This is a genomic window from Sediminibacterium sp. GW821-FHT12F12 (genome assembly GCF_058806635.1).
Window position 1 is genome coordinate 55,932 of the sequence record NZ_JBXAPW010000009.1, and the last position, 24,540, is coordinate 80,471.

Annotated in this window: 22 protein-coding genes; 6 read left to right on the top strand and 16 right to left on the bottom strand. The window is 46.0% G+C overall.

Annotated features, from left to right (window positions below; genetic code table 11):
• Positions 1–3: 3 nt before the first annotated feature.
• Both AC1RNB_RS13105 and AC1RNB_RS13110 read left to right on the top strand, forming a co-directional pair.
• A complete protein-coding gene (locus tag AC1RNB_RS13105; RefSeq protein WP_493083454.1) occupies positions 4–822 on the top strand; it encodes an enoyl-ACP reductase FabI in 819 nt (272 codons plus the stop codon).
• A gap of 35 nt (positions 823–857) precedes the next feature.
• The gene (locus AC1RNB_RS13110) at positions 858–1,142 is read left to right on the top strand and encodes a SemiSWEET family sugar transporter (protein WP_493083456.1); all 285 of its coding nucleotides are present in this window, start codon (positions 858–860) and stop codon (positions 1,140–1,142) included.
• A gap of 150 nt (positions 1,143–1,292) precedes the next feature.
• Here the strand turns inward: AC1RNB_RS13110 and AC1RNB_RS13115 are convergent, their stop codons facing one another.
• A complete protein-coding gene (locus tag AC1RNB_RS13115; RefSeq protein WP_490836289.1) occupies positions 1,293–1,514 on the bottom strand; it encodes a DUF2795 domain-containing protein in 222 nt (73 codons plus the stop codon).
• A gap of 146 nt (positions 1,515–1,660) precedes the next feature.
• Here AC1RNB_RS13115 and AC1RNB_RS13120 point away from each other — a divergent pair, with 146 nt between their 5' ends.
• The gene (locus AC1RNB_RS13120) at positions 1,661–2,311 is read left to right on the top strand and encodes an ABC transporter ATP-binding protein (RefSeq protein ID WP_493083458.1); all 651 of its coding nucleotides are present in this window, start codon (positions 1,661–1,663) and stop codon (positions 2,309–2,311) included.
• An 87-nt stretch (positions 2,312–2,398) separates the two neighbouring features.
• On the opposite strand, the gene AC1RNB_RS13125 is transcribed toward AC1RNB_RS13120, so the two are convergent.
• The 3 genes from AC1RNB_RS13125 to gatC all read right to left on the bottom strand — a co-directional run bounded on the left by AC1RNB_RS13125 (position 2,399) and on the right by gatC (position 4,073).
• A complete protein-coding gene (locus tag AC1RNB_RS13125; protein WP_493083460.1) occupies positions 2,399–2,962 on the bottom strand; it encodes a cob(I)yrinic acid a,c-diamide adenosyltransferase in 564 nt (187 codons plus the stop codon).
• Between the two features lie 81 nt (positions 2,963–3,043).
• On the bottom strand, positions 3,044–3,751 hold the full coding sequence (locus AC1RNB_RS13130) for an ABC transporter ATP-binding protein (RefSeq protein ID WP_493083462.1): 708 nt from the start codon (positions 3,749–3,751) through the stop codon (positions 3,044–3,046).
• A 31-nt stretch (positions 3,752–3,782) separates the two neighbouring features.
• On the bottom strand, positions 3,783–4,073 hold the full coding sequence (gatC, locus tag AC1RNB_RS13135; RefSeq protein WP_493083464.1) for an Asp-tRNA(Asn)/Glu-tRNA(Gln) amidotransferase subunit GatC: 291 nt from the start codon (positions 4,071–4,073) through the stop codon (positions 3,783–3,785).
• Positions 4,074–4,628: 555 nt separating this feature from the next.
• Here gatC and AC1RNB_RS13140 point away from each other — a divergent pair.
• Positions 4,629–7,004, top strand: coding sequence for a 3-hydroxyacyl-CoA dehydrogenase/enoyl-CoA hydratase family protein (locus tag AC1RNB_RS13140; RefSeq protein WP_493083466.1), 2,376 nt, complete (start codon positions 4,629–4,631; stop codon positions 7,002–7,004).
• A gap of 71 nt (positions 7,005–7,075) precedes the next feature.
• Here AC1RNB_RS13140 and AC1RNB_RS13145 read toward each other — a convergent pair whose 3' ends face one another.
• Positions 7,076–7,636, bottom strand: a complete 561-nt coding sequence (locus AC1RNB_RS13145) for an ATP-binding protein (RefSeq protein ID WP_493083468.1) — start codon at positions 7,634–7,636, stop codon at positions 7,076–7,078.
• Positions 7,637–7,672: 36 nt separating this feature from the next.
• Positions 7,673–8,560 (bottom strand): glycoside hydrolase family 16 protein, encoded by an 888-nt coding sequence (locus tag AC1RNB_RS13150; protein ID WP_493083469.1) that lies wholly within the window; start codon positions 8,558–8,560, stop codon positions 7,673–7,675.
• Positions 8,561–8,847: 287 nt separating this feature from the next.
• Between AC1RNB_RS13150 and AC1RNB_RS13155 the strand changes: the two genes are divergently transcribed.
• On the top strand, positions 8,848–9,744 hold the full coding sequence (locus tag AC1RNB_RS13155) for an ABC transporter ATP-binding protein (protein WP_493083470.1): 897 nt from the start codon (positions 8,848–8,850) through the stop codon (positions 9,742–9,744).
• A 15-nt stretch (positions 9,745–9,759) separates the two neighbouring features.
• Entirely contained in the window at positions 9,760–10,584 is an 825-nt protein-coding gene (locus tag AC1RNB_RS13160; RefSeq protein WP_493083472.1) for a DUF2705 family protein, read from the top strand.
• A 5-nt stretch (positions 10,585–10,589) separates the two neighbouring features.
• Here AC1RNB_RS13160 and AC1RNB_RS13165 read toward each other — a convergent pair whose 3' ends face one another.
• The 10 genes from AC1RNB_RS13165 to AC1RNB_RS13210 all read right to left on the bottom strand — a co-directional run bounded on the left by AC1RNB_RS13165 (position 10,590) and on the right by AC1RNB_RS13210 (position 24,474).
• On the bottom strand, positions 10,590–11,522 hold the full coding sequence (locus AC1RNB_RS13165; RefSeq protein ID WP_493083474.1) for a TIGR01777 family oxidoreductase: 933 nt from the start codon (positions 11,520–11,522) through the stop codon (positions 10,590–10,592).
• A 369-nt stretch (positions 11,523–11,891) separates the two neighbouring features.
• Positions 11,892–13,781, bottom strand: coding sequence for a cell division protein FtsZ (gene ftsZ / locus AC1RNB_RS13170; protein WP_493083476.1), 1,890 nt, complete (start codon positions 13,779–13,781; stop codon positions 11,892–11,894).
• 70 nt (positions 13,782–13,851) lie between these two features.
• Positions 13,852–15,222, bottom strand: coding sequence for a cell division protein FtsA (gene ftsA, locus AC1RNB_RS13175; RefSeq protein ID WP_493083477.1), 1,371 nt, complete (start codon positions 15,220–15,222; stop codon positions 13,852–13,854).
• A 107-nt stretch (positions 15,223–15,329) separates the two neighbouring features.
• A complete protein-coding gene (locus AC1RNB_RS13180; protein ID WP_493083479.1) occupies positions 15,330–16,433 on the bottom strand; it encodes an FtsQ-type POTRA domain-containing protein in 1,104 nt (367 codons plus the stop codon).
• Between the two features lie 2 nt (positions 16,434–16,435).
• The gene (gene murC, locus AC1RNB_RS13185) at positions 16,436–17,797 is read right to left on the bottom strand and encodes a UDP-N-acetylmuramate--L-alanine ligase (RefSeq protein ID WP_493083480.1); all 1,362 of its coding nucleotides are present in this window, start codon (positions 17,795–17,797) and stop codon (positions 16,436–16,438) included.
• A complete protein-coding gene (gene murG, locus AC1RNB_RS13190; RefSeq protein ID WP_493083482.1) occupies positions 17,794–18,897 on the bottom strand; it encodes an undecaprenyldiphospho-muramoylpentapeptide beta-N-acetylglucosaminyltransferase in 1,104 nt (367 codons plus the stop codon). Before murG ends, murC begins: the two co-directional genes overlap by 4 nt.
• Positions 18,894–20,201 (bottom strand): FtsW/RodA/SpoVE family cell cycle protein, encoded by a 1,308-nt coding sequence (locus AC1RNB_RS13195; RefSeq protein WP_493083484.1) that lies wholly within the window; start codon positions 20,199–20,201, stop codon positions 18,894–18,896. Before AC1RNB_RS13195 ends, murG begins: the two co-directional genes overlap by 4 nt.
• A 111-nt stretch (positions 20,202–20,312) precedes the next feature.
• Positions 20,313–21,653, bottom strand: coding sequence for a UDP-N-acetylmuramoyl-L-alanine--D-glutamate ligase (gene murD / locus AC1RNB_RS13200; protein WP_493083486.1), 1,341 nt, complete (start codon positions 21,651–21,653; stop codon positions 20,313–20,315).
• Positions 21,654–21,658: 5 nt separating this feature from the next.
• A complete protein-coding gene (gene mraY, locus AC1RNB_RS13205) occupies positions 21,659–22,969 on the bottom strand; it encodes a phospho-N-acetylmuramoyl-pentapeptide-transferase (protein ID WP_493083487.1) in 1,311 nt (436 codons plus the stop codon).
• Positions 22,970–23,010: 41 nt separating this feature from the next.
• Complete coding sequence (locus AC1RNB_RS13210) at positions 23,011–24,474, bottom strand: UDP-N-acetylmuramoyl-L-alanyl-D-glutamate--2,6-diaminopimelate ligase (protein ID WP_493083488.1); 1,464 nt, start codon at positions 24,472–24,474, stop codon at positions 23,011–23,013.
• Positions 24,475–24,540 lie beyond the last annotated feature (66 nt).

Consider the following 24,540-nt stretch of genomic DNA (forward strand, 5'->3'; position numbering starts at 1 on the left):
ACTATGGCCTACAACTTATTAAAAGGAAAACGCGGCATTATAACCGGTGCACTGGATGAGAATTCGATTGCCTGGAAGGTAGCAGAGAAAGCACATGAGGAAGGTGCCACATTCGTATTAACCAATGCCCCCATTGCCATGCGTATGGGCGAGATCAAGAAACTGGCCGAAAAAACCGGTTCGCAGATCATTCCGGCCGATGCTACCAGTGTGGACGAGTTAACAACCCTGTTTACCCAATCGCAGGAGATCCTGGGCGGTAAAATAGATTTTGTACTGCACTCCATCGGTATGAGCGTAAACATCCGCAAGAATATTCCGTATACAGAATCCAACTACGATTTCTTTATGAAGGGCATTGATGTATCTGCTATGTCCTTTCACAAAATGCTGGCCGTTGCCAAAAAATTAGACGCCATCAGCGAATGGGGCAGCGTAGTGGCTTTAACTTATATGGCCGCACAGCGTACTTTCCCTTTTTATACCGATATGGCCGATATCAAAGCCATGCTGGAATCGATTGCGCGTAGTTTTGGATATCACTACGGTCTGGAGAAAAAAGTGCGGATCAATACCGTATCTCAGTCGCCCACCAAAACCACTGCCGGTACCGGTATCAAAGGGTTTGGCGATTTCTATGATTATGCCAATGCCATTGCGCCTTTGGGCAATGCTACCGCAGAAGATTGTGCCAACTATTGTATTACCCTGTTCTCAGACCTGACAAGGATGGTTACCATGCAGAACCTGTTTCATGATGGCGGTTATTCTACTACCGGTGTGAGTAATGAAGTGATGCAGAAACTGGGGATCGGGGAATAATTTTTTCAGCACAGCAATCATTAAATACCAATCACATGGCTCCATTATTAGAGATACCGGCCAACCTTGTAGAATACATAGGGTATTTCGGGTCGTTCCTGACTTCGATCACGTTTATTCCGCAGGTATATAAATCCTGGCAGTCGAGAAGTGTGGGTGATCTGAGTATCTGGATGATTTTGATTGTAGTAACCAGTACCATCGTTTGGCTTACCTACGGTTTTGCCATTCACAGCGGACCGGTAATTGTGGCCAATACGGTAGTGCTTGTATTAACGTTGGTATTGCTCTATTTCAAATACAGTTTCAAAAAACAATAAAGCTGCCATACTTACTTATGCACAAGTGAGTGACACAACAGGTGTTCAATGGGTATTCTGCAGCCGGCCCACAAAAAAGCCATCACGCTATAAAGCATGATGGCTTTGTTACATATACCGGTTACCAGACTCCCAGAAGGATGGTAAGGATTAATATTCGTCTTCGTTGAACATGAAGTCTTCCTGGCTCGGATAATCAGGCCAGATATCTTCGATGCTCTCGTACACTTCCCCTTCATCGTCCAGCTCCTGCAGGTTCTCTACCACTTCCAGCGGTGCACCGCTACGGATAGAATAATCGATCAGTTCGTCTTTTGTTGCGGGCCAGGGGGCCTCTTCCAGGTAACTTGCCAATTCTAATGTCCAGAACATATTTTACCTTTTAATTTTTTGCAAATGTAGCCGTATAAACGAAACCACCAAATGGGAGTTTTGCAGTCTGTGCAAAGAAATGTTCAAAAATTGGCCTTTAACCCGCCCCCTGTTGTAGGTTTGTAACCAAAACAGGACCTTTCCGGATGCTGAAAGCAGAACATATTACCAAGAAATACGGCAGTTTACAGGTACTCAAAGGCGTGGATATCACCGTGCAAACCGGGGAAATCGTAAGTATTGTGGGTTCGTCCGGCGCCGGAAAAAGCACCCTTTTACATATACTGGGCACCCTTGACAAGGCTGATGAAGGCCATATCTGGCTGGATGGACAGCAGGTTGACCAGCTGGAGGGCAAAAAACTGGCCGCGTTCCGGAACAGGCATATCGGCTTTGTTTTTCAGTTTCACCACCTGTTGCCTGAATTTTCGGCTTTGGAGAATGTGTCGATCCCCGCCTGGATCGCGGGCCGGAAAAAAAAGGAAGTGGCCGACAGGGCCGCAGAATTGTTAACAACTTTAGGGCTGGCCAACCGCATGGAGAACAAACCCCAGGAACTTTCCGGGGGCGAGCAACAGCGGGTAGCTGTGGCCCGGGCCCTTATTAATAACCCATCGATTGTTTTTGCCGATGAACCTACCGGTAACCTGGACAGCGTTCACGCCAAAGAACTCCACGAATTATTTGTACAGCTGCGCAATGATTTTAAACAGACCTTCCTGATCGTTACCCATAACGAAGAACTGGCGGGAATGAGCGACAGGGTGTTGCATATGAAAGACGGGAAGATAATTTGAGAATGTGGCAATTTGAAAATTTGAAAATGGTGTAATCATTACCCTCTTAACTCCATTTTCAAATTAACACATTTTCAAATTTTCAAATTAAGAAACCCGCGGTTTCCAGGGAATTTCTGCCACCTGTAATAAATGGCCCGCGTATCGGGATAGTACAAACAAATAATCACTTAAGCGGTTCAGGTATTTGATCACGAGAGGGTCTACGAAGAGTTCATGTTCCTGCATGTTCACACATAATCTTTCTGCACGGCGGCATACACAGCGGGTTACATGGGTGGTAGAGATGGCTACATGTCCGCCGGGTAACACAAAAAATTTCATGGGCGGCAACACTTCATTCATGGCATCGATTTCTTTTTCGAGCAGAACAATGTCGGACTCTTTGAGGTCGGGCATTTTCATCAACGGTTCCTTCTCCGGGTCGCAGGCGAGAGAAGAACCGATGGTAAATAAACGGTCCTGGATTTCTTTCAGGATATCTTTGGAATGCTGGTCGGTAAGCAGATCGCTGACCAGGCCAATATGGGAGTTCAGTTCATCTACGGTTCCGTAGGTTTCAATGCGCAGGTGGCTCTTGGGAACTTTGGTTCCGCCGATCAGTGATGTTTTACCGAGATCACCCGTTTTAGTATATATTTTTAATGCCATGTGTTATTGTCGTGAGAATGATACAGGTAAGCAACAAAGCCCGCAAAGAAAAGTTCGGTTTGCTGGTAACCGATCAAACGCTTAGTGATGTATGGTTGAGGCTTCGCGCATGGTATCGCTCTCTACCAAACCATCGCGCAAACGAACTACGCGGTGTGCGTAATGGGCAATGTCTTCTTCGTGGGTAACCAGTACCACCGTATTACCGGCCGCCTGCAGTTTTCCGAAGATCTCCATTACTTCCACAGAAGTACGGGAATCGAGGTTACCGGTGGGCTCATCGGCCAGTAAGATGGAAGGATTGTTTACCAGTGCACGGGCAATGGCTACCCGCTGGATCTGTCCACCGCTCAGCTCATTGGATTTGTGGTGACTCCGATCTTCCAACCCTACTTTTTTAAGAGATTCCAGGGCGCGTTCATGCCTTTCTTTTTTGCTGACACCTGCATAGATCAGTGGCAGTGCCACATTTTCTGCGGCTGTTAAACGGGGCAGCAGATTAAACTGCTGGAATACAAAACCGATCTCGGTATTTCGTACTTCGGCCAGGTCATCATCGGCCATTTTACTTACGTCTTTGCCATTCAGAATATACCTGCCTCCGGTGGGCGAATCGAGACAACCAAGAATATTCATCAAAGTACTTTTACCACTACCAGAGGGGCCCATCAGTGCTACATATTCGTTTTTAAAAATATCCAGCGTAATGCCCTTCAAAACAGGGATGGCCTGGTTACCCATGAAATAACTTTTCTGGATATCTTCTAATTTGATGATAGCGTCACTCATGGTTCTGTTTTGATAAAAGGGTTAGGTGAATTTATTTCCTGATTACTTTGGGAACTTTAAAAAATGTGGTATCGGCTACCGGCGAATTCAGCAAAGCTTTTTCGCGGCTGATAGAGCCGCGAACCTCGTCTTCGCGAAGCACATTGGCCGCATCGCTGATATGCAGCAAAGGAGCCACACCAGTGGTATCTACTGCCTGTAATTTCTCTACAAATGCCACCATCTTCTCCAGATCAGCACGGATGCCCTCCTTTTCCGTTTCAGAGAAACGCAGCCTTGCCAGGTGGGCCAGGTTATCAACCATTGCGGCATCGATCTTCATATAGACAAAAATAACAGAATCAACGGCAAAAAACGGTTGTAATTTTTAAAAGGTCATTAGGCTTAAAGGGCGGTAAATCAATCCCATTAACAGGGTCACAAAGCCTTCAAACTGAGGAAACTAAGGATTTAACAGAGTCTTTACGATAGTTTAACTGACAATTACGCAATTCACATGTCTTAATAAATAATGTTGTAACCGGAAATGTTTCTTTCTGAAAAAGGTCTAAATTAACATCTAAATCCCCCACTATGTTAGTATTCACACTGGTTGTTGTTTACCTGGTCTGCCTGTATATGGCATATAAAGGTGCAGCAACAGCCGAAGAATGACAACCACTGTACTCGCACATCGCGACATGTACGCACCTAATAGTTAACTGCGTTATCCCCCAGGTAAAGCAGTTAACTATTTTCTTTTCAGGGCCTTCCTGCCCCCGTTTATTCCACCCACTTTCCCGCTGAAAGCACCCGATATCAGCTCTCTCAAAAAAAAGTCTACCCATTTCGAGAAATTAGTTGCATAACTAACTATTTTTACACAAAGCATTGTTATATGAAACGTTCTATCCGGAAAGTTGCTGTTTTAGGTAGTGGTGTTATGGGCTCGCGTATTGCCTGCCATTTTGCAGGAATCGGTGTACAGGTACTCTTGTTAGATATGGTACCCAAGGGTGCGGAAGAAAGCACCAAAACTGCTGAGCGGAATAAACTGGTGAATGACGCCTTGCAGGCCGCCGTAAAAAGCAACCCATCGCCTGTATTTACCAAAGACGTGGTAAAACGTATCAGCACAGGCAATTTTGATGATAACATGAAAGATATCGCCAGCTGCGACTGGATCATTGAAGTGGTGGTAGAACGTTTGGATATTAAACAGTTGATTTATGCCAAAGTAGAACAGTTCCGCAAGCCGGGTACGCTGATCAGTTCCAATACATCAGGTATTCCCATTCATATGATGGCCGAAGGAAGAAGTGAAGATTTCAAGAAACATTTCTGTGGCTCGCACTTTTTTAATCCGCCGCGTTACCTGCGTTTACTCGAGATCATTCCTACCCCGCATACCGATCCGGAAGTGGTTGATTTTCTGATGCAGTATGGCGATCTCTTCCTCGGTAAAACAACCGTTCTGTGTAAAGACACGCCCGCTTTCATTGCCAACCGCATCGGGGTATTCAGTATCATGAGCATCTTTCATATCATGAACAAACTGGGTTTAAGTATTGATGAGGTGGATGCATTGACCGGACCCATCATCGGCCGTCCTAAATCAGCCACTTTCAGAACAGCAGATGTGGTGGGTATTGATACATTGGTGAAAGTAGCCAAAGGGGTAGCGGATAATTGTCCGGCAGATGAAGCCAAAGACATTTTCACCATCCCCGCCTGGTTAGATACCGTAGTGAACAATAACTGGCTGGGAGATAAAACGGGACAGGGCTTTTTCAAAAAAACAAAATCTGCCGCAGGCAAAGAAATTCTTACCCTGAACCTGCAGACCATGGAATATGGCGCAAGGGTAAAACCCAAATTTGCAAGTATTGATGCGGCCAAACCGGTAGAGGACCTGAAGCAGCGGATCAAAATGCTGAGTGCTTCGCAGGATAAGGCGGGAGAATTTTACAGGCAGTTCCATTATTCTCTCTTTTCGTATATCTCTCATCGTATTCCTGAAATCAGTGACGAAATCTATCGCTTAGACGACGCGATGATGGCAGGTTTTGGCTGGGAGATCGGTGCGTTTGAAAGCTGGGATACCGTAGGTGTTGTTAAGACCGTAGAAGCCATGAAAGCAGTTGGTTACAAAGTAGCGGCATGGGTAGAAGAAATGATCAGCAGTGGTGCCACCAGTTTCTATAAAGTAGAGGCCGGCAAACGTTTATACTATGATGTGGCCAGCAAAACTTATAAAACCATGCCGGGGGGTGATGCGTTTATCATTTTAAACCATCATGCAGATAAACTGGTATGGAAAAACAGTGCCTGTAAACTCTACGATATCGGCGATGGTGTTGCCGGTTTTGAATGGAGCACCAAGATGAACAGTATTGGCGGCGAAGTGCTGGAAGGATTGAACAAAGCGATCAGTGTGGCAGAAGATAAATTCAAAGGACTGGTGATTGCCAACGATGGCCCCAATTTCAGCGCGGGTGCCAATGTAGGTATGATCTTTATGCTGGCCATTGAACAGGAATATGATGAACTGGATATGGCCATCCGTATGTTCCAGAACAGTATGATGCGGGTACGTTATTCCGCTGTTCCGGTGGTAACGGCGCCGCATGGTTTATCGCTGGGAGGTGGTTGCGAGATTAACCTGCATGCAGATAAGATCTGCGCGGCTGCAGAAACCTATATCGGACTGGTAGAGTTGGGTGTAGGATTGATACCCGGTGGTGGCGGTACCAAAGAATTTGCTTTACGTGCCGGGGATGAACTGCATGAAGATGAACCGGAAACCGTAACCCTGAAGAATCGTTTTTTTGCCATTGCTACGGCAAAAGTAGCCACATCGGCACAGGAAGGTTTTGAGATGGGCATTTTACGCAAAGGACTGGATGAAGTAGTGATGAACAGTGGCCGACGGATTGCAGAAGCGAAAAAATCAGTGATTGAAATGGCTGATCAGGGATATATGATTCCGCAACCCCGCAAAGACGTAAAAGTAATGGGACGTCAGGGTTTGGGTGCCATGCTGGCCGGCATTAACGGTATGTGGCGCGGAGGATACGCTACAGATCATGATGCCGTGGTGGCCCGCAAACTGGCTTATGTAATGTGCGGCGGCGACCTAAGCAGCCAGAGCCTGGTAAGTGAACAATACCTGCTGGACCTGGAAAGAGAAGCTTTTTTAAGTCTCTGCGGAGAAAAGAAAACACTGGAAAGAATTCAGAGCGTTTTAAAAAGCGGTCGGCCTATCAGAAATTAACCTGCACAGTTTGAGATAAAGAAAGCGGACACATGTTAGCATATGTCCGCTTTTTTGTGGTATACCAGCTCTCAGGCCAGTGGTATTTTCAGGTTGAAATAATTACTTCTCTTACCGGAATGGGTATAGATCAGTTCCCCGTTCATTTCTTCCATCAGCTTCCGGCATACGGCTAATACATTGGAGGCCCTTGTTTCGTTATCAACCAACTCCACCACATACGGATCAACCGGCTGGTCTACTTCCAGGATACATTTCTCTTCGCCACGCGTAATCAGCAAAGAGAGTGTTCTCAGACCGGCATGATCTGCGAGATAATGTAATATGGCAGCCATTACAATTCGCAGATAAAAGAGATCAGCAACTACAAGGGTGGTTTCGGGTGGCGCATGTAATTGTATCTCTACCGCATGTTGCTGGGTTTGGAGCAGTGTAACCACTTCCTCCTCTAACATTGCTTTGATATTTAACGGCTGAAGATGATAGGATAGGATCCTTTGTCCGGAGAGCCCCCCTTTTTCCAGTCTCGCTTCCAGCTGGGCCAGGAGCGATTGTTCGTAAACGGAAAGCTCCGCATTTTTCAGGTCATGAATGATGGCCCCAATATCTTTTGTGCGGATGGTGGATGACATGACTCAGTAAGATACAAAATTCATACACAGGTCAGGTCATTTCTTCTGGTAAACCCGAACATAATCGATCAGCATGCTTTGCGGAAAAACACTGTCGTCTACACCCTGTACCCCACCCCAGTTTCCACCGATGGCAATGTTCAGGATGAGGAAAAAATTCTTGAGAAAGGGCCAGGCATCTGTGCCTGCACCGGGATTATTATACACAAAATAAAAATTACCATCCACCAACCAGGTTACCGAAGACTCTGTCCATTCCATACTATATACATGAAAAGAATCCTGGGCATCTTTAATCAATACACTACCACCCTTTTGTTTGCCATTGGCTCCATTATATAATTTGCTATGCGAAGTACCATGGATCACATTTGGATCATAACCCACTTCTTCCATAATATCCAGTTCACCATCATCGGGCCAAACCAGCGGACTGGTAGCTGCCAGTGTCCAGATAGCTGGCCAGGTACCTCTCCCCCTGGGAAGTTTGGCCCTGATCTCGAATTTGCCATAGGTCCATTGGGCTTTGCCTTTGGTAAGCAGTCTTGCAGAGGTATAGTTCTTTCCACCAAAACTTTCCTTTCTCGTTTCAATCACCAGGTTGCCGCCGGTTACCCGGGCATTCTCGGTGCGGGCGTTGGTATAATACTGCAATTCGTTATTACCCCAACCGGTGCCACCTACATCATAGCCCCATTTGGTGCTATCGGGTTCTCCATCTGTATTAAATTCGTCGGACCAAACCAGCTGGTAAGTTAATGATGGCGATGGTGTAGTTGGCGTAACAGGCGTAACTGGCGTAGTGGGCGCGCTGGAGCCGGAGTTTGTTTTACTGCAACCAGCCATTATCAGAACGATCCATAAAGCGAAGCAAAGAGGAAAGGGTTTCATACAGATAGCAGGTATATGTTTAAATGTACTCATTTTACCAGCTGTTTCCGAAATTGTGGAAGCAGAAAAAGCCCAGGCCCGGTTACAATCGAACAAAATTATTGATTGCCCCTACCTGCAGGGCTTGAGGGAGATCAGCTGCCGATCCCGAACAGCTGGACGGACTGTCTGATAACTTACTGAGAAACAATTATCGCAGCGAATTTTCACAGCCATATTCTTTTTTTGCCGTTCGTAAACCTGTTTGGCCGACTTATCAAGATTGGTGCAGAATCGCAGAGAACTGAGTATCTTCGGAATACATCCCTAAACAAGGTTATATGCAACCTGTACTAACGTTGAATGGTATTGCCAAATCCTATGGCAAGATCCAGGCACTGAAAGGTGTTTCTTTTGAAGTTCCGGAAGGTGCCGTATTTGGCATACTGGGTCCGAATGGAAGTGGCAAGACCACGATGCTCAGTATTATCCTCGATATACTGAAAGCAGACTCCGGTAGTTTTGCCTGGTTCGGACAGCCCGGCTCTCCTGAAACCCGCAAACAGATCGGCTCCCTGCTGGAAACGCCTAACTTTTATCATTATCTCTCTGCGGTAGATAATCTCAACATTACCCATGCTATCAGCGGCCGTGGCAATGCGGCAGATATTGACCGGGTACTGGAGATCGTGAAACTAACTGAGCGTAAACGGAGCCGTTTTAGTGCTTATAGCCTGGGGATGAAACAAAGACTCGCCATTGGCGCTGCCCTGCTGGGCGATCCGCAGGTATTGGTATTTGACGAACCCACCAACGGCCTGGACCCGGTGGGTATTGCTGAGATCAGGGAACTGATCAAAGAACTCTCTAAAAGAGGGAAGACCATTATCATGGCCAGTCACCTGCTGGACGAAGTAGAAAAAGTATGTACCCATGTGGCCATCCTTAAAAAAGGGACCCTGCTTACTGCCGGACCGGTAGATGAAGTATTGACCAATGAAGATATTGTAGAATTATCCTGCAGTAACCCCATCCGCCTGCATGATCTGTTGATCAACTTTCCCGGACATACCCATATCAAGTTGGAAGGAAACAAGGTACAGTTATTCTTCCCCATTGGTACGGCTCCGATGGAAGATATCAACCGCTTTTGTTTTGAAAAAGGCATCACATTGAGTTTACTCTTTGCAAAAAAGAAAAGCCTGGAGACCAAATTCTTTGAATTAACCAACGACTAATTAAAACCCTGCCCAATGCTTTCCCTGATAAAAATAGAATGGCTGAAAATAAAAAAATACCCTGCTTTCTGGTGGATGCTAGGTATTGTGGCCCTCACGTATCCCGGCACCAATGCCATGGCGTATGTAGCTTACCTGAAAGCTACCACGGGTAAAGAAATCACGAATAATATTGCCAAAATGTTTCTGGGCAACCCTTTCGCTTTTCCGGAAACCTGGCATTCGGTGGCGTATTTCTCTTCCTTTTTTATTTTACTTCCGGCGATCCTGGTGATTATGATGGTTACCAATGAATATACTTTCCGCACACACCGTCAGAATATCATTGATGGCTGGAGCAGGGGGCAATATATTACCAGCAAACTGTTTGATGTACTGATCATTGCCTTGATCGCCACGCTGGTGTACGTAGCGGTGGCAGCGGGTTTCGGCATTTATGCTGACAGTGCTTCTATCAGTCGCTGGAATGAACAGCTGCAATATATTCCATTGTTTCTGTTACAGATTTTTTCACAATTATCGATCGCTTTTCTGCTGGGATATCTGGTGAAGAAGGCATTTATTGCTTTGGGTATTTTCTTGTTTTATTACCTGATCATCGAAAATATCGCTGTTACCTACGCCCGTTTCAAGATGAATGATGTGGGCCGGTTCCTGCCCTTTGAGGTTTCTGACCGATTGATCCCGGCACCTGCATTTTTCGGTCGATTCGGGAAGGATGCCAAAACCGCGTATGATCATATGCTGGCCATTATACCGGAGCATGTTGCCTATACGATTGTTCTCACAACGATCATTTGGGTGATCTGTTATACGGTGCACAAGAAAAGAGATCTGTAACAGTACTATCGTTGCTGAACCAGTTGTGCGAGTGCTTTTTCGATGGTGGAGTAAGAAAAATCAAATCCGGCCAGTTGAATTTTATGCGCACTCACGTTCGCACTTTTCAGCACTTCTATACTCATTTCGCCAAGCATGATCTTTAACACAAAAGCAGGAACGTACACAGGGATATAAAAACTTCCCCGCATTTGCTTTGCGAGAGAAAGGGTAAGGTCTTTATTGGATACCGGATGCGGTGCCACTGCATTATATACACCATTCAGCGACGTATGTTCGATAGCGAACAGGAACATCCGGCAAAGATCATCTACATGAATCCAGCTTACCATCTGGCTACCATCGCCCAGGATAGAAGCAATGCCGGCCTTCAACGGTTTCATAAATTCTACCAAAGCACCGCCTTGCCTGCTGAGCACGATGCCTGTCCGCAGTTTTACCAGTCTTTTGCCCAGGGCAGTTACCGGTTCAATACTGGCTTCCCAGGCACGGCAGGTATCTCCCAGAAATGCGCCATCGGCGGGATCATCCTCCCTGAAACCTTCTTTACGACTAAAATCTGTATCCGGACCGTACCACCCGATAGCAGAAGCGCTGACCACAGTCTGTACCTGATTGGGATTTTCTTTCAATGCTTTTACAACCAATGCACTGCTTTCTGTACGGCTGTTGAGTATCTCCTGCTTGCGGGCTTCGCTCCATCGTTTATCCGCCACTCCGGCACCCGCAAGGTGAATAATATGATCCGCTTTGGCAATAGCAGCCGCATCAATGGTTTGCTGTTCCACATCCCAACGGGCATAACTCACTCCCGGTAAAGCATGGTTTGTTTTCGGGTTCCTTGTCAGGATAATCACTTCGTATCCCTTGTCTACCAGCATAGCCGTTAAACGCGTGCCGATCATGCCTGTTCCTCCGGTGATAAGTATTGTTGCCATACGGTTCATTTTTCCTGCGTCATCAAAGCTTCGCCAGCCATATTTTCCCGCAAAGGCGAGGAGGCGCGGTTATAAGCTATTACAAAGATGAGACTTAAAAGTTGTAATCGTCTCTTTAACTGAACTACCCATTAGTCGTTTTTGCAGCGTTGGGAAGGAAGGTTCTGGGTTCTAAGTTTTAGGTTCTATGTCTTCTGTTCATCTGTTCCTTGTTCTTCTGTTCATCTCTTCCTTCTTCGGTGTTCGACATTCGATATTCGGTATTCGATATTCAACAGCCTTTCTACTCCCAAATAAAAACCCCCGGTTATTCACCAGGGGTCACAACTAAAATCACCAATGTAAAACACAACTATAGCAAGCAAGGGGTTAGTCTGGTTTCTTACCATCCAGGAACGTATTGATCGTTGAGATCTGTGTCTGATCGTTCTCATCCTTACCAACAGTATATTTACTGTAGAAATTTTCTACAGAAGTCAGCGTATTACCAAACAGTTCCATATTCCTGCGTACATAGGCCGGAACCGCATCGAACTCGTTATTGGCATCTGCTGAATTATTCATGTTGAACGACAGGTTACGGAGTTTCTGGATCCTTTCTGCCGCACGCTTTTTCTGCTCTTCGTTTTCGTCAAAACAATCATCCTGGAAAGCGGCCTGCATGGCAGGATGTGCCACCGGGGCTACCGGAGCCGGTTGTTCTTTCTCCACGATATGTAATTCCATATCCATTTCAGGTTCTTCTACCCTGGTTATGGGTTGTGGTTGTGGCTTTGGCACTTCTGCCACAGGAACAGGTGCCGGGGCCTGCTGTACCGGTATTTCTGGCTCGGCATAGATATTAGCAGGTTTACTCAGAAAACTCATGGTGGTAATCGGCGCCTGCTCTTCTGTTTTTTCGTTAACCTGAAAAGTGGTAAGTTCTTCGATTACGGTTTTGGGAACATGTACTTCTTCTACCGGCTCTTCCACTTTTACTTCCTGGGTGATCTCGGTACTCAGTTCGAACTGTAATACTACCGACTCTTTTTCTTCTTCATAAACATGTACCGGACTGGAAGTAAATTCTGGTTTGCTGAAAACGGTCAGCATATCTTCCAGTGGCATTCTTTCCTGCATACTGGGAGCCATCAGGTCTTTCGGTGCCTCTGCCACTGGAGCAGGGACCGGAGCTGTTACTTCCTGTACAGGTGCGGCAACCACGGCTTTCGGTGTTTCTGTTTCCAGTACCATCACGATCTTCTCTTGCTGTGGTTCTGCTTTTTTGGCCTGCACGGGTTTGGCAAAGGGGTCTTTGTGTTCAAACCCGGTTGCGATCAGGGTGATCCCGATCTTCTTATCCAGTGTGGGGTCGTAACCCATACCTACAATTACGTCTGTATTCTCACCGGCCTGCATGCGCAGGTGGTTGTTGATGATCTCCAGCTCGTCCATGGTGCACTCATGCTCCCCTTCGGCGCTGTTGATATTGATCAGGATCCATTTGGCACCACGGATATCGTTATCGTTCAGTAAAGGAGACGACAAAGCTTCTTCTATGGCACGCTGGGCACGGTCTTCCCCATCCAGCTCTGCTTTACCGAGAATGGCAACACCACCGTTTTTCATCACAGTACATACATCAGCAAAATCCACGATGATATGTCCGCGGCTGTTGATGATATCAGTGATACATTTAGCAGCGGTAGCCAGTACATTATCCGCCTTACCAAAAGCTTCTTTCATTTTCAGGTTACCATACTGCATACGCAGTTTGTCGTTGCTGATCACGAGCAGGGTATCTACATAGGGCTTTAATGCCATGATACCTTCTTCTGCCTGCTGGTGGCGGCGCGGCCCTTCAAATCCGAAAGGAGTGGTTACAATACCCACGGTAAGGATGCCCAGGTCTTTACAGATCTGTGCAATGATAGGAGCACCACCGGTTCCGGTTCCGCCACCCATACCCACGGTAATGAATGCCATTTTGGTATTCACTTCGAGGATACGTTTGATCTCTTCAAGCGATTCTTCGGTTGCTTTTTTACCTACTTCCGGATTGGCACCGGCGCCCAGTCCCTGTGTAAGGTGTGGTCCGAGCTGGATCTTATTGGGAATATTACTTTGTTCGATGGCTTTCGCATCTGTATTACAGATGATGAAATCTACACCTTCGATATTCTGTTCAAACATGAAGTTAACGGCGTTGCTTCCGCCTCCACCCACACCCAAAACTTTGATGATGGATGATTTCTGTTTGGGAAGATCGAAATGAATCATAGCGTACTTTTTTAGTTGATTTAACGGGGTTTCTACAAGGGTTACAGTACTAACGGTTATAAGTACACTTTTATTTTATTACCTGGTCCTCTTCTTCCTTAAAGAGGTCGATCAGGTTGTTCTTGAACTTATCCCAGAACTTTCCTTTTCTCGCTACCACATCTACAGCAGCAACAGGAGCAACGGTTTCAACCGGAGTTTCTGCCACAGCGGTTTTCAGTTTTTGCGGCACTTCCACTTTCCTGAATTTCTCGGTGAACTCTTTGTACTGGTGATCGTAATCACTGTAACCTTTCAGGATCAGTCCCAGACAGGTTGAGTACATCGGTTTCTTCAGTTCTTCAATATGGTTCGGCGCCAGGTGCTCGTTAGGGAAACCGATACGGGCATTCAGACCGGTGGTATATTCTGTTAATTGTATCAGGTGTTTCAGTTGCGAACCTCCGCCGGTTAAAATGATACCGCCATTCAGCATGCGGCTATCGAGGCCTACCTGCTTCAGGTGATAGGTAACAAAATCGAGGATCTCACTCATTCTTGCCTGGATAATGGCTGCCAGGTTCTTCACGCTGATCTCTTTGGCAGGCATACCTTTCAGGCCGGGGATGGTGATATAGGCATTGGCTTTGGCCTCATCGGCCAGGGCAGATCCAAACTGCACTTTCATGGCTTCGGCCTGGCTTTTCAGCACACCCAATCCCATGCGGATATCGTTGGTGATATTTTCTCCTCCAAACGGAATCACGGCCGTATGTTTCAGAATACCTTCATAAAACACAGCCAGGTCGCTGGTACCGCCACCAATGTCGAGGATGGCCACACCGGCTTCCATATCAATCTCGCTCATCACCGCGCTGGCAGAAGCCAGGGGCTGGAGCACGAGGTCTTTGGTAGTGAGACCACTTCTTTCTACGGCACGGTTGATATTACGGATCGCGTTCCTGTCGCCGGTGATGATATGGAAATTGGCCCCCACTTTCACCCCGTTATAACCGATCGGATCTTTGATATTCTGGATATTATCCACATGAAAATCCTGCGGAATCACATCAATGATCTGGTCGCCGGCAGGAATAAAGGTTTTACGCTGGTTATTGATCAACTGTTCGATCTCCGGGCGTTTGATCTCAATATCCGCGTCCTGGCGAACGATATCGCCACGGGTTTGCAGACTCTTGATATGGTGTCCGGCAATACCTACATATACTTCATTGATCTCCAGGTCGGGATTGCTTTCATAGCAGTTTTCCAGCGCCTGCTGGATGGCTTTGATGGTCTGGTCGATGTTCAGTACCTGTCCATGCTGAACGCCATTGCTGTTGGCGCGGCCAAAACCCAGGATCTCCAGTTTGCCATACTCGTTTTTACGGCCGGCAATGGCTGCGATCTTTGTTGTACCGATGTCCAGACCAACAATGATGGGTGATTCGTTGTGGTTCATGTGTTGTGTTTTAGTTGTTTGGTGATTGGTAGTTGTTATTTTATCGTGAGACATGAGTAGTGAGTCGGCTGTTTACTTACTACCGGCTCACGATTCACGACTCACGTTTATCTATTTTTATTCATCACTGCCCTCGGTGTTTTCTTCTTTGCCGCGGGTTTCCTGGTCACCGTTTTCTTCGCTGTCGCTTTCTTCACATTTGATAACGGCTTATTGGTTCCTTTATTGTTTACAACAGGTGTAGAATTTGTATTTGCCACTACTGCTTTTGCAGGAGCTGTTACCGGTCTGGTTTTTACAACACTGTCTTTGATCACTACCGGTCTGTTAAGCGGCACCGGGTTGTTGATACGGGTGCTATCCAGCAGTCCCAAAGCGACGCCTTCCATCATGCCCTGCATAAGAGCATGTACACGTGCCGAATCTACCCGGGCTTTCATGGTTCCTTTGCGGATAGCCACTACCTGGTTATCATATTGGATGTCGAGCCGCTCGTACGTACTGATCCCATGCTGTAGCCAGGCTTGCTGGTAAAAAGTATTCAGCCGGGTGAATTTGCGGTTTAGGTCCTCAGCATCGCCCATCACCACTATATGGTCGCCAACCACCGGTACCAGTTCAAAGCCTGATTGCGGTGTAATATCCACCTGCGCTACCTGCGCCATCCAGAAAGAGTCTGCGAGTATATATTTTCCTACCTGCACCACTTTATCGAGCAAAGCACTGTCTGGTTTGGACAGCACTTCCTTATCGGAGGGGAATCCGGTAAAGATGGGAACGCGGGCCGATAGTTTATCACTCAGCGGTAAGCGCATCGAGTTACTGTCGAGGTAGAAAGAATTTCCGCCCAGTGTAAATACCCTTGCCACAGGCTGGCGCTCTTCGATGCTAACCTGTAATACCTGTGTATTATCCAGGAACATTTCCGCATTTTTCACCCATGGATTCTTTTCCACCATCGATTCCATCTGCCGCAGGTTCAGGGATGCCATACTGGTACCGGTAATAGCACCCATTGTTTTCAGCATCTCCATCACATCTTTCTCATCAATGAACATATGCCGTTCGGCACCGGTGATCTCGATCTTTACCCCTGTACAACGCTTCCGGTTCTTTTGCTGCATGGCTGCGCCCAGGAGCACAATGGCTCCGATGCCTGCCAGCACCCAAAGGGTGTTCACCAGTATTTTTTTCCAGTTGTACTTACGCATAGTTATCCGTTCTGCAACAAATCTTTCACCGGCTGCACCAGTGCATCAATATCACCGGCACCTGCCATTACCAATAATCCGGGTTGGTGTTCTGCCACCCATGTTTTCAGTTCTTCCTTACTCAGTACCTGCCGTTTGGCCACCTGCATTTTACTCATCACCAGTTCACTGCTTACACCCCGCATCGGCAATTCGCGGGCAGGGTAAATGGGTAACAGGATCACTTCATCGGCCATATCGAGACTGATCGCAAATTCATCCGCCAGATCGTTGGTGCGACTGAATAAATGCGGCTGGAATACCAATGTCAGTTTATCTCCGGGGAAAATGCTCTTCACCCCGCTGATCAATGCCCGCAGTTCTTCGGGATGGTGTGCATAATCATCGATCAATACATGTTTTTCGTTTTTCAGTGCATATTCAAACCTTCTCCTCACACCCTTAAAATCGGCAACGGCCGCTTTGATCTTATCATCCGCAATACCGAGGTATTTAGCCACTGTGATGGCTGCCACACAGTTTTCGATATTATGCAATCCACCCATGTGCAATACCACATCTTTGATGGTCCAATCCTCATTCACCACATCAAATACATAACTGCCGTTCTCTACTTTCCTGTTCGCTGCATATACATCTGCCCGAACATCTTCGAAACTATAGGTATAATGATGTGATGCTTTCAGTTCTTCTCCTCTCTCCAGGTCATATTTCGTAACAAGGCAACCACCGGGTTTTACTTTTTGGGAAAACTGGATAAAAGCATTCACCACTTCTTCGGGTGTACCATAAATATCCAGGTGATCGGGATCCATGGCAGTAACGACTGCCACATCCGGAACCAGTTTTAAAAAACTGCGGTCATACTCATCCGCTTCCACTACCACTACATTTTTATCGCTGCTCCAGAAATTGGTGTTGTAGTTGGCAGCAATTCCCCCCAGAAAAGCATTACAACCATAACCCGTATAACGTAACAGGTGGGCGGTCATGGAAGTGACCGTGGTTTTACCATGGGTACCACCCACGCAGATATTAAAAGAGCCTTCGGTGATCCATTGTAATACATCACTCCGTTTTACTACGGTATATCCGTTCTCACGGTAGTAAACAAGTTCAGCATGTTGCGCCGGGATGGCAGGAGTGTAAACGATCGCATCCGCATCTTTGGGAGCCAGATCTACCCGCTCTTCATAATGAATAGCGATACCTGAAGCCTCCAGCTCGCGGGTAAGCGGTGTACTTGTTTTATCGTAACCGCTCACATCAGCGCCTTTGGCTTTGAAATAGCGGGCCAATGCACTCATGCCGATCCCGCCGATGCCGATGAAATAGATCTTTTGTATATTGTTTAATGTACTCACCTGATATGTTTCAATACTTCTTTTGCAATCACTTCATCTGCATCCGGCACAGCCAGCATTTTAGCATTGGTTCGGAACTGTTGCTGCAGCGCCTCATCTTTTACCAGCGCTATCACCGTTGACACCAGTTTACTCTTTGCGTCCTGATCCTTCACAATCCATGCCGCCTGTTTGTTTACCAGGTGCATGGCATTGGATGTCTGGTGATCTTCTGCCGCCAGCGGGAAGGGAACAAACACGGTTGGTTTTCCCACCACACATAATTCGGTTACAGACATGGCACCGGACCTGCTGATCACCACATCGGCTGCGGCATAGGCCATTTCTATCTCTTTGATAAAATCGTTCACCCATACATTTTTCCTACCCGAACCTTTCTGTATATATTCTGCAGCGGTTGTTTTACCGGTTTGCCAGATCAGCTGCAGGTTGTGCTGTTCAAATTCATCCAGGTGTACAGCCAGCGCCTCATTGATGCTGCGGGCACCCAGACTACCTCCTACTGCTAACACCGTTTTTTTAGCAGGGTCCAATCCAAAAAAACGGATGGCTTCCTCCCGGCTAACCACAGATTGTACAATGTTTTTCCTAACAGGATTACCCACGATAAAAAGCCTGTCTTTAGGAAAAAATTTTTCCATCCCCTCCGTAGCTACAAAAACCGCTGTTGCTTTCTTGCCCAGCAGAATATTGCTCTTACCAGCAAAAGAATTACTCTCATGAATAAATGTGGGGATTCGTTTCGACTGCGCATAACGCAATACCGGGAAAGAAGAATACCCTCCCACACCTATCACAGCATCGGGTTGAAACTTGTCTATGATCAGTTTTACCTGCAAAAAACTTTTCATGAGTTTGAATGGCAGGCTGATGTTTTTTAACAGTGACTGTCTGTCGAGTCCGGCAATGTCCAACCCCTTGATCGGATAACCGGCCTGCGGCACTTTCTCCATCTCCATTTTCCCCCTGGCCCCTACAAACAGAATCTCTGTTGAAGGCTCTTCCTGCTTTAACGCATTGGCAATAGCGATGGCCGGGAATATATGTCCACCGGTGCCGCCACCTGCAATGATCACTTTGGTATGTTTATGCGTACTCAAGCTTGTACTGTTTTATTCGTTTCAGTTTCTGCAACCACTACTGGTTGCGGAACAGGTTCCTTTCCTTCCATCTGCTCCACATTTCGCGCCACACTTAATATGATGCCAATAGCGCCGCAGGTAAACAGGAAAGAACTTCCTCCCATACTTACCAGCGGAAGTGTTACACCTGTTACCGGTACCAGATTTACATTTACGGCCATATTGGCAACAGCCTGTATCACCAGCGTAAAACTTAACCCTAATGCCAGAAAGGCACCAAATGCATAGGGACAGCGCCGGAAAATGCGGATACACCGGAATAAAAAAACCAGGTAAATAAAAATCATGAACGCACCGCCCAGCAACCCGTATTCTTCTATGATGATGGAATAGATAAAGTCGTTATAGGCCTGCGGTAAAAAATTCCGCTGGCGGCTATTACCGGGGCCTAGCCCCACCAGCACACTACCATTGGCAATGGCAATCTTGGCCTGCTGTACCTGGTAGGGGGTTTCATTGTCTTTGGCGTACATAAAATCCTGCACACGTTTTACCCAGGTACCGATACGTCCGAAAGATTTTGCCTTTTCGGCTATTCCTGCCTTTGGCACTTCGGTTTTTTGTTTACCATCGTAGGTAAAAACGGCAGCCATAATAATCAATGCTACGGGTACCAATGCCACCCCAATAGTGAGCAGAATATGTTTGATACTGACACGGCCAATGAACATCAGCAACAAAGCCGTAGCACCAGTTAATAAAGCATTGGATAAATTAGCCGGCATGATCAGGGCGCAGATAATCAACACAGCCGTAACAACGGGCAGAAATCCTTTTTTGAAATCCTTGATCACTTCCTGCTTTTTACTCAGCAGGCGGGAAATGTACATGAACAGTGCCAGTTTGGCGAGGTCGCTGGTTTGGATGGTCATGTTGATGATGGGCAATTTGATCCATCGGCTGCCATCGTTGATCTTGGCACCAAAAAATAACGTATACAATAACAAAGGGATCGACACCAGAAACAGTATCGTGGCCACTTTTGAGAAGATGGTATAATTGATCCGATGCAGAAAATAAATCACCAATAATCCCAACAATGAAAAAGACACCTGCTTGAACAGGTACACATTCGTATTGCCTTTATACATTTTATAAGCCAGTGAACCGGTAGCACTATACACCACCAGGATAGATATCAAAGACAACAATACCACAATACCCCAGATGTATTTATCACCCCGGGTACGGTTTACCAGTTGTCCACGCATGCCACCGATGCTCGGCATTTGTGAAAACAGTGTATCTTTTATTTCACCCATACAAGAGATTAATTTGAAAATGTGGCAATTTGAAAATTTGAAAATGGAACATCTTTAACCAAGCAGTTTTCAAATTGCCGCATTTCCTCCCGCCAGGGCGGGATCTGATGATTACAATTCCTTTACTGCGTCTTTGAACTGCCTTCCCCTGTCTTCATAATTTTTGAAGAGATCGAAGCTGGCACAGGCCGGACTCAACAGTACCACATCCCCTTTCTCAGCCAATTTGAAAGAAGCGTTCACTGCTTTTTTGGCAGAATCAGTTTCTACGATTACCGGAACAATATCTTTAAAAGCCTCTATGATCTTTTTATTGTCTACACCCATACATACGATCGCTTTCACCTTTTCCTTTACCAGGTCAGCTATCAAACCATAATCATTCCCTTTATCGGTACCACCCAATACCAATACGGTTGGCTTGTTCATACTCTCCAGCGCAAACCAGGTACTGTTCACATTGGTTGCTTTACTGTCGTTAATGAACTCAACACCTCTTACCATGGCTACAAACTCCATCCTGTGCTCAAGGCTGTGGAAATTCTTAACTGCCTCGCGGATCTTCTCTTTGCGGATGCCGAGTGTTGCGGCTGCGATGCCTGCTGCCATAGTGTTGTAGTTATTGTGTTTACCTTTCAGAGCAAAGTCATAGATACTCATGCTTACTCTTTCTTCCTGGATTCTCAGCATCATCTGGTCGCCCTTGATGTAGCCGCCTTTTTTTACTTCTTGTTTCATAGAGAATGGTAATGGGTTAGTATGAATGGTTAGTAATGGGAGTTTTTGCATGATCACTTCATCATCTAGGCAATAGATGAAATAGTCATTGGTTGTCTGGTTTTCGATGATCCTGAACTTACTGTTGATATAATTCTCGAATTGGTAGTTATACCTATCGAGATGATCTTCGGTAATGTTCAGCAGCATCGCTATATCTGCCCGGAATTCTTTGATATCATCCAGCTGAAAAGAACTTACTTCTACTACATAAATCTCTTTCGGATCTAATGCCACCTGTTTGGCAAAAGAGATGCCGATATTACCTACCATCGCACAATCCAGTCCGGCTGTTTGGCAGATATGATACGTAAGTGCCGTAGTGGTACTTTTACCATTGCTGCCTGTGATGGCCACAATTTTGCTGTTTCCCTTGAAGCGATAAGCGAGTTCTATCTCACTGATCACCGGGATCCCTTTGGCCCTGATTTGTTTTACCATCTCATTCTTTTCAGGAATACCCGGACTCTTCATCACTTCACTGGCCGACAAAATCTTTTCAGCTGTATGCTGTCCTTCTTCAAATTCAATTCCGTTATCAAAGAGCTCTTGTTTATACGAAGCTTTCAGTTGGCCACCATCGCTCAGGAATACTTCATAACCTGCTTTTTTTCCAAGGATGGCTGCCCCTATCCCACTCTCGCCGCCGCCTAGTATGACCAGTCTGTGACTCATTTCCTTTATCTCATTTTCAGTGTTACAATAGACATCACCACACAGATAATGGTGATGATCCAGAACCGAACTGCTATTTTACTTTCGTGAAATCCTTTTTTCTGGTAGTGATGGTGCAGGGGACTCATCAGAAATACCCTTCTGCCTTCACCGTATTTCTTTTTGGTGTACTTGAAATAACTCACCTGAATAATTACACTCAGATTTTCGATCAGGAATACACCACAGAAAATCGGGATCAGTAATTCCTTTCTGACAATAATAGCCAGTGAAGCGATGATGCCACCCAAAGCCAGACTTCCCGTATCGCCCATAAATACCTGGGCAGGAAAAGCATTGTACCAGAGAAACCCGATACAGGCTCCTACAAAAGCACCTACGAATATGGAGAGCTCACCCAGGTTAGGGATGTACATTACATCGAAATAATCGGCAAAAATGTAGTTACCACTTACATATACAAACACACCAATACCTGCACCAATGATCGCACTTACCCCTGCAGCCAGACCATCTAATCCATCGGTAAGGTTGGCACCGTTTGATACCGCAGTAATGATGAACGTTACGATCAGGATATAAATAACCCAGGTATATTTTTCAGCACCGGGTCCGATCCAGCTGATCAGTTTACTGTAATTGAACTGGTGATTTTTTACAAAAGGAATCGTGGTGATCGGTGTTTTTACTTTTACAAACTTTTTCTCGATACCATTCAGTTTACGTACAATGATGTTGGAGTCTTTCGCCAATCTTTCGCCCTGCTGCAGTTGTGCCTGCGGACTGGTGATCACTTCCCGCTCAACCGTTACGGCGTTGCTGAAATACAAAGTGAGTCCGATAATGATACCCAATCCTACCTGACCAATTACTTTTGAGATCCCGGCCAAACCGTCGCTGTCTTTTTTCTTATAAGACTCACCTTTTTCCTGTGCAGCTTTGCGGGCACGGATCTTGAAGAGATCATCCAGAAAACCAATCACCCCCAGCCATACCGTACAAAGCACCATGAGACGGATATATACTTTATCGAGATTGGCAAAAAGCAGTGTTGGGATCAGGATACTTAAGAGGATGATGATCCCTCCCATAGTGGGGGTTCCTTTTTTCTGCACCTGTCCTTCCAGACCCAGGTCACGCACACTTTCACCGATCTGCTTGTGTTTCAGGAAAAGGATGATCCGCTTACCGTATACCGTAGCAATCAGCAACGATAAGATCACGGCCATCGCTATCCGGAAAGTGAGGAACTGGAACATTCCTGCTCCCGGTATGTGAAACTCTTTGTTTAGCCAGTTAAATACGTAATAAAGCATATTGCTTGGTTAAATGGTTTTGATCGGGGTATCCAACCTTCCTATTTTCCTAATAATGCAAACATTTCTTTCAACACTTCCTTGTCATCAAAAGGATGTTTTACCCCGTTGATATCCTGGTATTTTTCATGTCCTTTTCCGGCTACCAGGATAATATCATCCCGGTTGGCAAAACTCACCGCCGTTTTAATGGCTTCTTTCCTGTCTACAATTGAGATATATTTTCTCTTGGCCGAACTGCTCAGACCTTCTTCCATATCTCTCAATATCTGTGCAGGATCTTCTGTTCTCGGATTATCGCTGGTCAGTATCACCCTGTCGCTCAGATCGCAGGCAGCCTGCGCCATTACCGGGCGTTTGGTTTTATCCCTGTCGCCGCCACAACCCACTACCGTTATGATCTGCTCATGGCCCTTACGCAGTTTCTTGATCGTTGCCAGCACATTCTCCAATGCATCGGGGGTATGGGCATAATCAACAATACCGATAATCAATCCACTACTGATACTATAATCAAAACGCCCCTCAGCACCACTCAGCATACTGAGTGTGGTAAGTACCTGCATGCTATCTTCTCCCAAACAAACCGCTGCACCATACACTGCCAGCAGGTTATAGGCATTGAACTCACCAATTAAACGGAAATGAACTTCTTTGTCGTTCACCAGCATTACCAGTCCCGTTAATGCATTCTCCAGGATTTTCCCTTTGAAGGCCGTCATGGTTTTCAGGCTATAGAGATATTTATGTGCCTGTGTATTCTGCAGCATCACTTCTCCACGCTTATCATCCGCATTGGAAATAGCGAATGCAGTAGCGGGTAAATGATCGAAGAATGATTTCTTTACACGGATATACTCATCAAAGGTTTTGTGATAATCCAGGTGATCATGTGTGATATTGCTGAACAATGCCCCAGTAAAATGAAGACCTGTGATTCTGTGCTGATGTATGGCATGGCTGCTGCATTCCATAAATACATGGGTACAACCTTCTTCCACCATCTGGTGCAGCAGCACGTTCAGGCTCACTGCATCCGGCGTGGTATGTGTAGCCGGAATAATGGCATCACCGATCTGGTTCTGTACCGTACTCACCAATCCGCAGCGATATCCCAATTTTGTAAACAGCTTGAATAAAACCGTAGCAATCGTAGTTTTTCCATTGGTACCGGTTACACCAACTAATTTGATTTTGGCAGATGGTTCACCATAAAACTGATGTGCCATATACGCAACCGCTTCATTGGTATTGTTTACCTGTACATACGTAACGCCGTCTGTAAATGCAGGAGGCATTTCTTCACAGATAATTGCATTGGCACCCAGTGAAACAGCTTTATCTATGAACTGGTGCCCATCAGACTGTATACCCTTTATCGCAACAAATACATTTCCTTTGGCAATTTTTCGTGAGTCGACCTGGATAGCATTTACATCAATATCCGTACCGCCCCGAACCTGCTTCAGGTGTACTTTGTATAATATGTCTTTGAGTAGTGCCATATTTTTTAGTTTATGTCGGGACGCTCACAGCGGCCTGACATATAACATAAGAATGATTCCATTTTT